Here is a 13,429-nt window from a genome sequence, read left to right as displayed (position 1 = left end):
AAGGGTCAGCTGCTGATCGCGTCGGTGAGCGTCTCGTAGACGGCCGGGTTGGTCTTCTTGACGACGATGGCCTGCACCCAGCCGATGGCGGGGAAGAGCACGATCAGACCGAGGAGCACGGCGCTCACGGTGCCGAACGCGGGGGTCCCGGTGGCATCCACATCGCCGACGAGCATCGGGAAGTTCACGATGATCACGACGGCAGCGCCGACGAGTCCGAGAAAGCCGAGGCCGGGCGCGATGACCGTGTTCCAGAGCCGTCCGTCTTTCTTGGTGCGGGCGAAGTAGACGATGATCGCAGCGCTCGTCACGGCCATGAGGATGGCGATCGCGAGGGTGGCGACGCCGGCGAACCAGGTGAACACCTGCAGCACCGGATCGAGCCCGAGCATCGCGAAGATCACGATGCACACGGCGGCGGTGATGCTCTGGGTGAGCGACGACAGGTGCGGCGAGACGTGCTTCGAGTGCACCGAGCCGATGCGGGCCGGCAGGACTCCGGCGTTCGACATGGAGTGCTGGTAGCGGGTGATGACGTTGTGGAACGAGAGCACGCAGGCGAACATGCTCGTGATGAGCAGCACGTTGATGATGATCTCCCCGACGGTGCCGAGGTACATGGCGGTGGTGACGAGGATCATCGCGCCCGGGTCTTCAGCGGCGACGCCGAGTACGTTGTCTGGCCCCCAGGCCATGACGAGTCCCCAGGAGGCGAGCGTGTAGAACAGGCCGATGCCGATCACGGCGACGTAGGTGGCGCGCGGGATGGTGCGGTTCGGGTCTTTGGCCTCGTCGCGGAAGATCGCGGTGGCTTCGAAGCCGATGAACGCGGCGATGGCGAACATCAGGCCGATGCCCGGGGATCCGCTCATCACGTGAGCAGGTTCGAACGGAGCGAGGGAGAGGCCGTCGGCCCCACCGGCGAAGACGACGGCAGCGACGAGCGCGAGCACGATGCCGACCTCGCCGACGAGCAGAACGCCGAGCACCTTCGACGAGAGGTCGATGTGCCGGTAGCCGAGGATGCCGACGAGCGCGATCGACGCGAGCGAGTACAGCGGCCAGGCGATGTCTGGGCCGCCCAGTCCGGTGACGGTGACGTTGAGGAGGTAGCCGATGTAGCCGTACACCGACACCTGGATGGTCGTATAGGTGAGCAGCGCGAGGAAGGCGCTGGCCAGGCCGGCTTTCTTGCCGAGTCCGTAACCGACGAAGGTGAAGAACGCGCCCGGCTTGGGCACGTGTTTGGTCATCGCGGCGAGCCCGACGGAGAAGAGCAGGAGTACGACGGCCGAGATGGCGTACATGCTCGGAAAGCCGACCCCGTTGCCGAGGAGGATGCCGAGCGGCGCCGCACCGCCGATGACGGTGAGGGGTGCCGCCGCGGCGACAACCATGAAGACGATGGCCGTGACACCGAGCGAGCCGGAGAGGGCCCGGCCGGTCGGTGCGGCACCGGCGTCTGACGCCGGTTTGGTGGTGACTGTCATGAGGGTTCTCCAAGCTGAGGGGCCGCGAGGGCTGCGGATGTGGAGGGAGCGGATTACGGCAAGCATCCAGTGCCGCTGTTGCGCTCAGATTCCTCGAGCGTAAAACACCGTGCACGGTGAATGAGACGGATGCCGCCCGGCTGTCTCATTTAGCGGTCACGAACCCGAAACACGGCCGTCGCGACGACGCAACGGAGGCCATCTACCGTGTGTTCATGTCGGAGTTCTCCCTGTGACCGCGCTCGAGCGGGCGATCGCTTCCCCCGAACCTGTTCCGGGGTTGGGGCGCCGGTCTCCCATGCACGGCCTCGACCGCCGCAGTGTCGGGTTCGCCGACGTGCTGGCCCAGTCGGTCTCGGCAGTGGCGCCGTCAGCGGCGGCCACGACGATGCCACTGCTCATCGCGCTGGTGTCGGGCGGGGCATCCGTGTGGGCGCTCGTCCTGGCGATGGGTCTCGCGCTGCTGATCGCGACGACGGTGAACACGTTCGCGAAGCGCATCGCGGCGACCGGGTCGCTCTACACGTTCGTGGCGAAGACGTTCGGTGCCGGCGCGGCCGTCGTCACCGGGGTGGGGATGCTCATCGGCTACGGCTTCATTGCGATGTTCGCGCTGGCGGGGGCCGGCTACTACCTCGTAATCCTGCTCGGCCGGGTGTCGCCGTTCCTCGCGGCGAGTTCGGCGGTGGCGGCCCTGATCGTGGGGCTGCTCGCGGCGGTGGTAATGCTCGTGCTGGCGCGGGGCATCCGGGTGTCGACGCGGGTGACGCTGCTAGTCGAGCTCGTCTCTGTGGCGATCATTCTTGTGCTCGTCGTCACGTTGCTCGTGCAGGTGGGGCCGACGATCGACTGGTCGGCGCTGTCGCTGGCAGGTACGACGCCGGCGAGCCTGTCGGTGGGGGCGGTGGTGGCGTTGACGGCGTTCGTCGGCTTTGAGAGTTCGGCCACTCTCGGGGTGGAAGCTCGGCGACCGTATGCGGCGATCCCCCGCGCCATCGTCTGGACGGTGATCGTGTCTGGCGGGTTGTTCCTGCTGGCAGCGTTCAGTCAGCAGGTGGGGTTCGCGTCGCTGGGGGGCGACATCCGTGACAGTGGGTCTCCGGTGAACGATCTGGCGACGGCGTTCGGGGTGGCGGGCATGGGGGTGCTGCTCGACGTGAGCATCGCGGCGTCGTTCCTGGCCTGTGCGATCGCGTCGACGACGGCGCTCGCGCGGGTGCTGTTCACGATGGGGCGTGAGGGTCTGCTGACGGAGGCGTTCGGGCGGGCGCATGCGACGTACCGAACGCCGTTCCATGCTGTGATGGTGGCGGTTCCGGTGATCGCCGTGGTGCCGATCGTGGCCGTGTTCATCGGCGACGGACTGTGGCCGGCGATGGAGGTGCTCATCGTGGTGGCGGCCGCCGGATACATCACGGCCTACATCCTCGTGTGTGCGGCGGCGCCGGTGTTCTTGCGGCGGATCGGTGAGTTCACGGTCTGGGCGGGGGTGCGCGCGGTGGCGGCATCCGTGTTGCTGACCGGCGTGCTCGTGGTCTACCTCGTCAGTGAGGCGTTGTCGGCGCGGGCGGTGGGGGTGTGGATGTTCGTGGTCGTGTTGCTCGTCGGGGTGGCGGCGTACCGGTTGCGGTTGCGGCGGCGTCCGTGGCTGCGCGAGACGATCGGGGCGTGGGATGAGCCCAGTGCCGCCGATGTGCTCGGAGGGGCGACGTCGGATGTCAGCCGTGACTGAGCCGCGCGCTGCCGCTGGCTCTAGCGAAGCGAAGCCGAGGGAACCGGCGACCGAACTCCGAGCCCGCCAGCCGAAAGCAATCCACAGCGCCCTAACCGTCCTGGAAGAAGTGGCCCGCCTGGGCGCAGGCGTGACGGCGCAAGAGATCTCGCAGAGTCTGGGCCTCCCCCGCGCGACCACCTACCGCCTGATCAACCTCCTCGTGCAGGACGAATACCTCGTGCGGATGCCCGACCTCACCGGTTTCGCGCTCGGCCGCAAGGTCGTCGAACTGGCGCACTTGGTCGCACCACCCCCGCCGCCGCTGGCGGTGCGAGAGGTGATCGCAGAGCTCCGTTCGCGCATCCGGGGCGGAATCCACCTGGTCCGCTACGAAGGCGATCGGGTGCTCATCGTCGACGCCGACCCGGACTTCCCGCTGAGTGACGAGTCTCGGATCTCGCGCGACCTGACCGCGTCCGCAATGGGTCGCTTGCTCCTGGCTGAGCGCGCCGGTGGTGCATCATCGTCGGGCTACGCGTCGCAGACCGGCGAACTGACACCGGGATACGGATGCCTGGCGCTGCCGATCCGGGGATCGGACGGTCGCCTCGTGGGCGCGCTCTGCCTGTCGGCACCGGCGCAACGTATCGCAACGCCGGGCGACCTGCTTCCCCAGCTCGACGAAGGAGCGCTCGCTTTGGCGCCCCTTCTCGCGTAACCCACCGACGCCTTACGACTGCGCTTGCTTTGAAGCTCGTGTTCGCCGCGCATGGAAAGCGTCAATCCGCTACAGCTTCCCCTGACCCGAAGGCAGCCGCCACTTCGCCTTGACGATGCTGCGGCATCGTTTCGCTTTTCCAGGCAGGCGTGGCGAACCCGTACCGATAGATCGGTACGATACGGTCGTCCATGTCCGGCAGGGTTGCCGGAGACACTGCAACCTGGGGGTATGTGGCGAGATGCCTGCGGACCGGAACACACTCGAGACCGTTGCGCAGGACATCATCCCGGCGGGCGCGTCAATTGCTCATCTCGGCACGGGCGGGTTCGCCTGCACTTTCAAGGTGACCGATGACGGCGATCCTTACGCACTGAAGGTGATCGACCCTAGTCTCTCCGAAGCGGCGCGCGTCGAACGAGAGCTGGCGGCGCTCCAGCGGGTGTCGCATCCCGGCGTGGTCCCCTTTATCGCTCACGGCGACCACGAGCACGACGGCGTCACGTACAAATGGATCAAGATGGCCTTTATTGAAGGGCATTCTCTTCGCCAAGCGATCGCTGGTGGGCAAGTATTCCCCGTAGTGGAAGCGCTCCAGCTCGTACGGCAGATCACTGACGCTGCGTCAGCAATCTGGGCGGAGCGCACGGCGCACCGGGATCTCTCGCCAGGAAACATTCTCCTGCGCTCTGACGGTAGCCCCGTCATCGTAGATCTGGGTCTCGCCCGGCACATGGACGATGAGACGTTGACCGAGCTTCCGACACCCGGAACACCGGGTTGGATGAGCCCGGAGCAGGTTCGATCCTCACCCACCCACGGCGACTGGCGAAGCGACCAGTTCGTCATCGGCTCCTTGGGGTATCTCTTTCTCACCAATGTGCCGCCGTTCTTCGCAGCGAACGTCCACGACCGCTGGCTCGCCCCCGCGAATAAGGCGCCGCAGCCGATTCGAGGCATCGACCAGAACATCCCGAGTGTTGCCGCCGACGTGATCGAGCGCATGCTCCAAAAGCAGCCCCACCGACGCTATCTCCGAGTAGAGGATCTAGTCCTTGACCTCGACCGTGCGATTCTCGCCCTCGAAAACTCACAGCTCGCCGAGCCGGCGCCGCAGGAATTCTTCGTAAACATCGCCCAGGTGAAGAACTTCGCGGAGGGCCCGGGCCTCGCCGGGATTGCTCCTCACGGTGTCATCGTCGATCTAAGAGCAGGCAAGCGCGTCACCGAGTTCGTTGACGCGGCACGGGCGTTCGGGGCCCGCGCAGCGGTCGACCCCGTGACTCACTACTCACGCAGCCCCGAGGAGTTCCGACCCTCGTTCTTCAAAAGGCTTCCCTATGGAGAGGGCGCTCGGCTCACCGGGTTCAGTGACGATGACGCGCGCTCGGCATACTGCCGTGCGGTCCTCGATCAGATGATGGAGCACTCGCCGGATGTTGTGATCGCGCCGTACTTCTATGCCGGGGAGGGCGAAGCCAGCTGGATCTATGAGTCCTTGGCATGCGCGACAAAGTTCGAGGAACTCATGAGCGAGCGCCCTGAGGGCGAACGCGCAGAGGTGTGGACAGGGATCGCTGTCCACGCCACGTGGCTATCGGAAGACTCCTCGCGGGACACGCTGCTGGCGGCGGTCACCGGCCAACGGATGTCTTCGCTGTATCTGCTCGTTGCCACCGCGCAGCCCTCCTTTGCTCCGCTTGGGGATGTTCCCACGATTCGCGGCTTCCATGACGCGCTGACTGTCATGCGAGAAGCCGGGGTGCCCGTGATCGTGGGTAAGCGCGCGAGCAGCGGACTCCTGCTCCTCGCCCTCGGTGCGGCAGGTTGGGGAACAGGGACGAGCGGGAACCTCATGAACATGAGTGCTCACCCCGAATCCGAAGAGGAGGGGTGGAGCCCTCTCGATCGGGTTTACGTTCCGCAACTTCTCAACTCGGTGCCCGTGGACACTTACGTCCTAATGCGTAGAGCGAATGAAGCCCTGGTTGAACTTCACACAACCCAGGGTGTAGAGCTGCTCGCCGCGAATCCCGACCTCGACAACCTCAGTACCGACCAGCGGGTGCTCCTCGTCCAGCACAACCTGACCTCGCAGCGTGAGCAGGTCGATGCGCTGGCAGCCCAACCCGCCGGCCAGCGCATCGCGATCATGCGAACGCTCGTAGAGGAAGCTGCGACGAACTATCGCGCACTTCCGCCGACGCGTATTGCCGGCGACGGCGGCGGATTTCTCGCGAGTTGGGCAAGCGCCTTGATCTAGCGCCGCCTCGGAGCGCCCGCAGACCGAGAGGCAGCGTCGGCATGCGCTGCCATGGTGTACTCGCTAGCCATCCGCCTCCGCCCTGCTGTCGCGTACGAGTCGCCGTCGGGTTCCACGATCTCCTCCACGAGCTCTGTATGAACGGCGAGCAATCCAACTCCGATTGCGCGCGCTCGCTCCATGAGGTCGGGGTTGACTCGATGAGCGGGGAGCGCGAGGTAAGCCACGTCGGCGAACGCACGGTAGGCGTACGCCTGAGCCAGGCCCCTCGTGGCGTCGGCCAACTTCAGTTCGACGGCGATTATTCGTTCAAAAGGGTCCTTCGGCGCCACACGCGCGCGGAGCTTGTTGTTCTGGGTAGCAAGCATTCCAAGGCTAAGAAGGGGTTTCAGTGCGCGTCGATTCAACTCAGAGAATCCGTTGGGAGCCCACTCGCGCAACTCGGCTTCGGACCGTGACGTCTGGCAGAAATTGAGGACCGCGAGCTGAAGCGCATGCGTCACAGGTCGCGCCTGCCGCCGTCGATTGCGCAGGGCTGCCCGGCTACCAACGCCGCCTACAAGATCGGGAATGCCGTACCCGACTTCGACCTCGCGACCGACACAGGTGCTGCCCATGAACGCGAGCCACGCCTCAACTGGCGCTGCTAGCTCAGTCTCTGTCGAGAACCTGCTCTCGTGCGTCACTCTCTTCTCACGCATACGATGAATCTACCTCTTCAACAGTGGGGCCGTGATGCCGACCTGGAGGGGTTCGTTGCTTTGATTGGGGCCGCGCCTAGATCCTTGCGGGCAATCAGCGGCCGCACCTACGGCTGTCGAGTCGGCCACAGGCCGACAGATTGCCTGTACTCCATCGCATCGGCGGTCTCGGTGAACTCCAACAGGTTGCCCACCTTCTCCAGAAGCACGTCTCGGACCTCGGATGGGCTCGCGAAGAAGAACTCCTTCCGTGCGTTGGCCCGGTTCAGCGCCCGATCGGCGAAATGTTTATGTAGTTCGTTCTCGAGTGTCACCGCATCTTCCGAGAAGTAAAGAGTGTGCGTGTCGAACCGGAACGGAACGGATGCGCCGCTGAGTTCTGCGATTCTGTCCGCCGGCTCGAGGCGGCGAGTCAAACCGATCTTCACCACGTTCTTGCCGAACGCACCCTCGTTAGAGATCACATAGACGTAGCCGGCCCGGATGTTCGCGGCCCGGAAGTCGTTCTGCTCGATCGCAGCGTCAATTGCAGAAAGGCGACCGATGAGGTCTGGGTCTGATTGCCCTTGCTGCTCTAGAACGCTGAGGGCATTGAGAAGATGGGCGCGCTCTTTGTCCAGCCGCGCGCGTTCTTCCGCGAGTTCCTTTGCAACCCGATTCTCCTCTTTGAGCCGAGCTCGTTCCTCGCGTTGCTCTTCTCTCTCTTCTTGCTTCTTCATGAGCCAGTCAGAAGTGAGCTCGATCTCTTCGAAACGCAGCGCGTGAAACTCGTCACTGATCTGCATCTCCATCATGCGACCCAGCTTCGCGATCGCGGTGCGAGTGGCATCCATTCGACGTTTCGCCGTGACAACGTTTCCTGCCCGAAGAGACCGAACGCTGTTGTCAGCCTCGGCGTTGTAGGCGCGCAGCATGAGCTTCGAGAGATCGTCCGTCATCCGACGCCCCTGGGCTAGGGAGTTGTTGAAAGTGAAGAGCTCCGACTTGACGATCGCCCTCCCGGTCTTCACGAGGTCCGCCGCGCGACCGTCGATCTCACTCAGGCGTTCCTTGTACGCGGCCGCGGCTTCGAGCGGGTGGTGATACCTGTAGATGCCCACGTCTTGTAGGACGACGGCGTCGTTCAGTTCTACGTATGTTTCGGATGTTGTCGCTGTCAGACGCGAACGCAATGCGGCATTCTCAGCCTCAAGCACTGCGATTCGGCTTGACTCATCGCGAGCAGGTTGTTCTTCGACTGGGGCGCCAAGAGGCACGTTACTTTGAAGCGGATCAGCCGATACCTGAGCTTCCTCACCAGCCGTTCCTGACATAGTCCAGAGTTCCCAGCCCGAGGGCATGTCCGGCCAGGACGGGTCTGGTGTCCAGCCCGCTGGGGGTTGCCACCCGGGAGGCGGAGTGGGCCACCCCGGAGGCGGGTTGAAGTTCAACGCGCTCAACCCTGCACGCTCCGGACACCCGAACCGCTCACAGGCACGAGGCCCAGCGGATTCTTCGAGACCACGGCGCCGAGATGGGCAAGAGTTGCCGCGGGAACGACCGCCGATAGATCCAGTTCGGAGAAGACATGACGGGAGACTGCTACGGCAGCAAACGGTACATATGTTTCACGGCCGGTGGCTGGATTAATGGTCTCTGTGCCAAGTTCCAGAGCGATGCTCTGGATAAGGCCACGTCGATCTGCTTCGAGTACTTCGTGGAGGCTCCGCAGGGCAACGTTGTGAACGACATCCGCATACCTCTCTTTGGTCTCCTTCTGAGACAGCGGCGTCTCAACAATTTCGTCTGACGCCTTCACGTACCTATATCCCTTGACCGCGGGAATCTCCCCGGGGCCGGGGATCAGTACTCTCACGCTGAGCTCTGCGGTCGAGGGCTCGAACTTTGCCGAATGACGCACCTCGACTTCTTCGGGATAGACGGAGTTCGCGAGGACGATGCCTACATACTCTTGAACAGCGTCCACAGTGCCGTACCCGAGCCCACTGATGAGCTGGTCGAGTTCGGCATTTTGCTCGCGAACCGCTTCCTCCCGAGCGGCACATTCACGGTCGTATCGTGCCTTCTCGTTTTCGAGTTGTTCTAGACGTCGCTGCTCCAGTGCTGCATATTCGGCAGCCTGCGCTTCGCGACGGGCTGGTAGCTCCTGCGTCGCTGCGTGCCACGCCCAATAGTCGGCAGCGTATTGAGCCTCCACCGCAGCTTCCGCCTCAGCAAGCTTCTGCTTCCGGCCTAGCAGGCCTTTCGGGGGCAGTACTGGATGCTTTACAGGGAGCGCTGGTTCAGGAATGGTTGCCGGCGCAGGAAACGGTTGCTTTAGGTCCGGACGATCGAATGGGGGATGCGTGGCCACCTTGCGGAGAGATTCGAGATCGACATAGTCATCAATGCTTAGGGTCGCCGAGAGCAGTGAATCTATGCGCTCGTACTTCGCAGAGAGTTGAGCGTTCAGCTGCTCTACCTCTGCCTGCATCGCCTCAACGTGTGCAGCCGCGGCCTCCTTCTCGAGTCGCCGACGATCTGCCTCCGATGCTCGCTGGGCTGCTAACGATGCTCGCTGCGCCGCTTTCTGTGCTTGTTCGGTCCGCCGAACGGCCGCGTTGTATTCGCGCGAGGCGGCGGCTTGGCGCTTCTCCGCTAGACGTGCCTGGTGCTGCATCTCTGCAAAAAATCCTCGACGCTGGGCCACGCGAACCTCCTTGTTTGGTACTCGTTCCGTAGTCTATTGAGGTCGACGGGCCTGCCCTCGCGGTGGGGGACACCCAGAACGCGTGCCATGCGGCTCTACCCGCGGCATTGAACCTCGACTACATGGACGCCCCTGCTAGGTTGACGGAATGGTCGAAAAGTCAGTCCGCGACGAGATCGCAGCCTTCATGGCCGAGCGCGAGTGGGCTCAGTTTCACAGCCCCGAGAACCTCGCGAAGAGCATTGCGATCGAGGCGGGCGAGTTGCTCGAGTGCTTTCAATGGGATGCCGACGGTGACCCCGCACGCGTGCGGGAAGAACTCGCCGACGTGCTGACGTACTGCATGCTCCTTGCAGACCGCATCGGCGCCGACCCGAGCCAGATCGTCAAAGACAAGCTGGCCAAGACTCGCGAAAAATACCCGGTAGAAAAGGCGCGGGGCCGAAGCACGAAGTATGACGCCCTCTGAGATCTCGCGCCTCGACTTCACCTCCGAGGCAGTCACCCGGTGGGCTCCGAGCCACCCACACAATACAAACTGGCCCGTCGTATATGTCCTCGACGACACCCACGGCGAATCGAAAACTACGGGTCTTCGCGACGTCTACGTCGGGGAGTCACGAAACGCAGCCACTCGGATGCGCCAGCACCTCGACTCGCCAGACAAGCGTCACCTGAAGAGCATCCGCGTCATCGTCGACGAACGGTTCAACAAGTCAGCCTGCCTGGACCTGGAGTCGTTCCTCATACGACTTCTCGCCGGCGACGGCGCGTACCGGGTACTGAATCGAAACGACGGCATCACCGACGGCGACTACTACGACCGAGACTTGTACCGGGAATCATTCCGCGAGGTTTTCGACAAGCTTCAGGCCGATGGAATCTTCACCCGCAGCATCCCGGAGATTGAGAACAGCGATCTCTTCAAGCTCTCACCATTCAAAGCGCTGACCCACGACCAAGCGATTGCCGTCGAGGACATCCTCGAGGGGCTCTTCGCCGACCTCGAGTCCAACGCCAACAGCACGATCGTCATCCAGGGCGAGCCTGGAACCGGCAAAACGGTTGTCGCGATTTACATGCTGAAACTGCTGGTCGACATCGCGAACACCGTCGCGGTGGAGGATTTCGACAGCGACACCATGTTCTCGGAACTCTTCATCCCCCAAAATCGGGCACTCCTGACCGATCTACGGATCGGACTCGTTGTGCCGCAGCAGTCTCTGCGCGAGTCGATCAGAAAGGTGTTCCGGAAGACTCCGGGCCTTAATCCGTTGATGGTGCTGACGGCGTTTGACGTCGGAAATGCCCAGGAAGACTTCGACCTTCTGATCGTCGACGAAGCGCACCGACTCAACCAACGCGCGAACCAACCGTCCGGCGTCCAGAACAAGAACTTCGCCGGCATCACCAAGAAGCTTTTCGGCTTCGATGACGTCACCAAGACCCAGCTCGACTGGATACAGGCAAAGAGCAAACACCAGATCTATCTGCTCGACGCCGAGCAGAGTGTGCGCCCCGCCGACGTTCCGTCCGAACTCCTTGATGCACTCGTCAGTAGTGCGAAGGATCGACATCGCCACTACCCGCTTGCGACGCAGATGCGAGTTCAAGCCGGGTCGGACTACGTGGCATATATCCGTCGCATCCTCGGCTCTCCAGGAACGTTGGACGACCCGTCTCTCCCCGCAGTGGAGCAGTTCGAGGGCTACGATTTTCGGATGTTCAACAGCGTCGCGGATATGCGCGAGCAGGTGCTTCTCAAGGACAAGGAAGCGGGACTTTCCCGGATGCTCGCTGGATTCGCCTGGCCGTGGAAATCCAAGAACGACAAGACGGCGTACGACATTGAGATCGATGGTCACCAATTCCGCTGGAACAGCACCCAGACGGACTGGGTCGCCTCAAAGAAGTCCCTCGAGGAAGTGGGATCCATCCACACCGTGCAGGGATACGACCTCAACTATGCCGGCGTGATCATTGGGCCCGACCTTCGCTATGACGCCGGGACGAAGCGGCTGTATGTCGATCGCGCGTCGTACTTCGACAAGAAGGGCAAGGAGAACAACAAGGTCCTCCAGAAGAAGTACACGGACGAGGACCTGCTTCGATTCGTTCGCAACATCTACGCGGTTCTCCTGACCCGCGGCATCCGCGGCACGTTCGTCTACGTCTGCGACCCGGCACTCCGCGACTACCTCCGTTCCTTTATCCCGACGGCAGGTTGAGCGCACCGCCCGTTAGGCCCGCCTTACCCACGTGGTCATCGTCGCCGGCGACTCGGACAACATCCCGCTCGCTCAGCGCTGCAAACGCCTCGACCGTTACGTCGTCGGCATCGAGGTATCCGGCTCGACCAGCCGCTCATGAATCGGGCTGCTTCATGACGACATCCGGCGTAAGGCGGCGACACATCGATTGCGCGCTCCCTGCCACCTCCGTACCGTGGCTGACTACCGCGGCGTACCCAAGTGGTCAAAGGGAACGGTCTCATAGCCCGTCAATTCGCAAGTTCGAATCTTGCCGTCGCGTCTGAGCATCTGAGACCGGTACCCGAGCGAACCTCACTCCCGAGCGACGACGTTCTCCCGTTCGGCCTCGTTATTCGAGCCAAGAGCGGGAGCATCTCCGAAGTCACGCACCGGCAGTCGCTCCCCTCCCTTCAGAGCTGACTGGTGCGCAACGATTCCTGGCAGGGTGAAGCGTGCCGCTACCCAGGCGTTGACCGGCGGACGGGTGCCATCCGTCACCGCGGTGACGAAGTCGTCGACGAGGAAGTGGTGGCTCCCCTCGTGTCCGTTGTGTGCACCGTGGAATTCGCTGGGCAACCGTTTGATGTCGTGCACCGAGGAGTGGCCGGAGACAAACGCATCTTTCAACGCGGGCGCCACATTCGCCAGCGCCGGGTCGTCGGCATCCGCTGTCGCTTCTGTGGCCAGAAGAGCAGAGACATCCGTGACCCCCTTCTTGTCTTGCCATACCGACACCGTCGCGAGCTGCTCGAAGCTGCCCTCCGTGCCGAAGTACCGGAACCTGCTCTCCCTCAGGTGTGAGGGGTACCCCACCCGACGCATTTCATTGATGCGCATCGACCCGCCACCCGCGAGCTCAAACAGTGCGGTGGCATTCGAGAAGTCGTTGCCGAACATGCTCACCTCGGTGTCGAACACGCCGTCGCCGCGGTCATCACGAACTCCGATGCAGCTCACACTGGTGGCGTAGGTGGGAATCGCGCCGAGCACACCCCCGATGGAGTGCGTCGGGTAGAGCATCGGTGGGTACGACGCGGTCCGCTTCCAGTCCGTTCCGCCGCTGTACTGGTACGCCTCGTAGAAACCGAGGTCCATGTCGTGGACGTAGTCCCCCTCGGCGTAGAACACGCGCCCGAATTTTCCGGCCGCGACTTGATTGCGGGCGTAGATCGTGGCCGGGTTGTAGTAGCTCGTCTCCCCCATCATGTAGGTGAGCCCGGTGCTCTGCACGGCGTCGATGATCGCTTCGATGTCGGTCTCGGTCGTCGCCATCGGCACCGCCGAGTACACGTGCTTGCCCGCAGCGAGTGCCTGCAGCACGAGCGGCCCGTGTGTCCAACGCTGAGTGAAGATGGCCACCGCATTCACGGTCGGGTCGGCGAGCATCGACTCGAAGCTCTCCCTGGTGCCATCGAGGCCGAGTTGCTCGTTGAGGTCGGCCGACCGTTCGGGGAGCACGTCGGTGATGACCACGCGGTCAACCCGCGGGTGCAGCTTGAACAGGGTCGCGAACTGGCCGGCGAATTGCCCGGCTCCAACGATGCCAAGGGTGAATGTCATGGGTTTGCCTTTCATAAAACGGATGCTTCCTCAAACGGATGC

Annotated in this window: 10 protein-coding genes, 1 tRNA gene and 1 pseudogene; 7 read left to right on the top strand and 5 right to left on the bottom strand. The window is 63.2% G+C overall.

The window, feature by feature from the left end:
• Window positions 1-5: 5 nt before the first annotated feature.
• On the bottom strand, window positions 6-1,490 hold the full coding sequence (locus IWX78_RS07175; RefSeq protein WP_196832848.1) for an APC family permease: 1,485 nt from the start codon (window positions 1,488-1,490) through the stop codon (window positions 6-8).
• A 232-nt stretch (window positions 1,491-1,722) separates the two neighbouring features.
• On the opposite strand from IWX78_RS07175, the gene IWX78_RS07170 reads away from it, so the two are divergent.
• From IWX78_RS07170 to IWX78_RS07160, 3 genes are all read left to right on the top strand, one after another.
• Window positions 1,723-3,222, top strand: a complete 1,500-nt coding sequence (locus tag IWX78_RS07170) for an APC family permease (RefSeq protein ID WP_196832847.1) — start codon at window positions 1,723-1,725, stop codon at window positions 3,220-3,222.
• Window positions 3,215-3,922: an IclR family transcriptional regulator gene (locus IWX78_RS07165; RefSeq protein ID WP_334684615.1), complete on the top strand. Its 708-nt coding sequence runs from the start codon at window positions 3,215-3,217 to the stop codon at window positions 3,920-3,922. The genes IWX78_RS07170 and IWX78_RS07165 overlap by 8 nt, the downstream gene beginning before the upstream one ends.
• A 115-nt stretch (window positions 3,923-4,037) precedes the next feature.
• Complete coding sequence (locus IWX78_RS07160; protein WP_334684659.1) at window positions 4,038-6,185, top strand: serine/threonine protein kinase; 2,148 nt, start codon at window positions 4,038-4,040, stop codon at window positions 6,183-6,185.
• On the opposite strand, the gene IWX78_RS07155 is transcribed toward IWX78_RS07160, so the two are convergent.
• The 3 genes from IWX78_RS07155 to IWX78_RS07145 form a co-directional block, all read right to left on the bottom strand.
• Window positions 6,182-6,886, bottom strand: coding sequence for a hypothetical protein (locus IWX78_RS07155; RefSeq protein ID WP_196832844.1), 705 nt, complete (start codon window positions 6,884-6,886; stop codon window positions 6,182-6,184). The genes IWX78_RS07160 and IWX78_RS07155 overlap by 4 nt on opposite strands.
• 107 nt (window positions 6,887-6,993) lie before the next feature.
• Complete coding sequence (locus tag IWX78_RS07150; protein WP_442929221.1) at window positions 6,994-8,316, bottom strand: DUF4041 domain-containing protein; 1,323 nt, start codon at window positions 8,314-8,316, stop codon at window positions 6,994-6,996.
• 5 nt (window positions 8,317-8,321) lie between these two features.
• Window positions 8,322-9,575: a hypothetical protein gene (locus tag IWX78_RS07145; protein ID WP_334684613.1), complete on the bottom strand. Its 1,254-nt coding sequence runs from the start codon at window positions 9,573-9,575 to the stop codon at window positions 8,322-8,324.
• 148 nt (window positions 9,576-9,723) lie between these two features.
• Here IWX78_RS07145 and IWX78_RS07140 point away from each other — a divergent pair, with 148 nt between their 5' ends.
• The 4 genes and pseudogenes from IWX78_RS07140 to IWX78_RS07130 all read left to right on the top strand — a co-directional run bounded on the left by IWX78_RS07140 (window position 9,724) and on the right by IWX78_RS07130 (window position 12,107).
• Entirely contained in the window at window positions 9,724-10,044 is a 321-nt protein-coding gene (locus tag IWX78_RS07140) for a nucleotide pyrophosphohydrolase (protein ID WP_196832842.1), read from the top strand.
• Window positions 10,031-11,803 (top strand): DNA/RNA helicase domain-containing protein, encoded by a 1,773-nt coding sequence (locus IWX78_RS07135; protein WP_196832841.1) that lies wholly within the window; start codon window positions 10,031-10,033, stop codon window positions 11,801-11,803. Before IWX78_RS07140 ends, IWX78_RS07135 begins: the two co-directional genes overlap by 14 nt.
• A gap of 22 nt (window positions 11,804-11,825) precedes the next feature.
• Window positions 11,826-11,942, top strand: a pseudogene (locus tag IWX78_RS16450) (NYN domain-containing protein); the annotation flags it as partial.
• A gap of 90 nt (window positions 11,943-12,032) precedes the next feature.
• Window positions 12,033-12,107, top strand: a tRNA-Met gene (locus IWX78_RS07130).
• Between the two features lie 32 nt (window positions 12,108-12,139).
• Here the strand turns inward: IWX78_RS07130 and IWX78_RS07125 are convergent.
• On the bottom strand, window positions 12,140-13,387 hold the full coding sequence (locus IWX78_RS07125) for a Gfo/Idh/MocA family protein (RefSeq protein ID WP_196832840.1): 1,248 nt from the start codon (window positions 13,385-13,387) through the stop codon (window positions 12,140-12,142).
• Window positions 13,388-13,429: the final 42 nt, after the last annotated feature.

It is taken from the genome of Mycetocola sp. CAN_C7 (assembly GCF_015752285.1).
GTDB lineage: Bacteria > Actinomycetota > Actinomycetes > Actinomycetales > Microbacteriaceae > Mycetocola_A.
The sequence above is the reverse complement of the archived record's forward strand: the minus strand, read 5'-3'. Positions and strand labels throughout refer to the sequence as shown.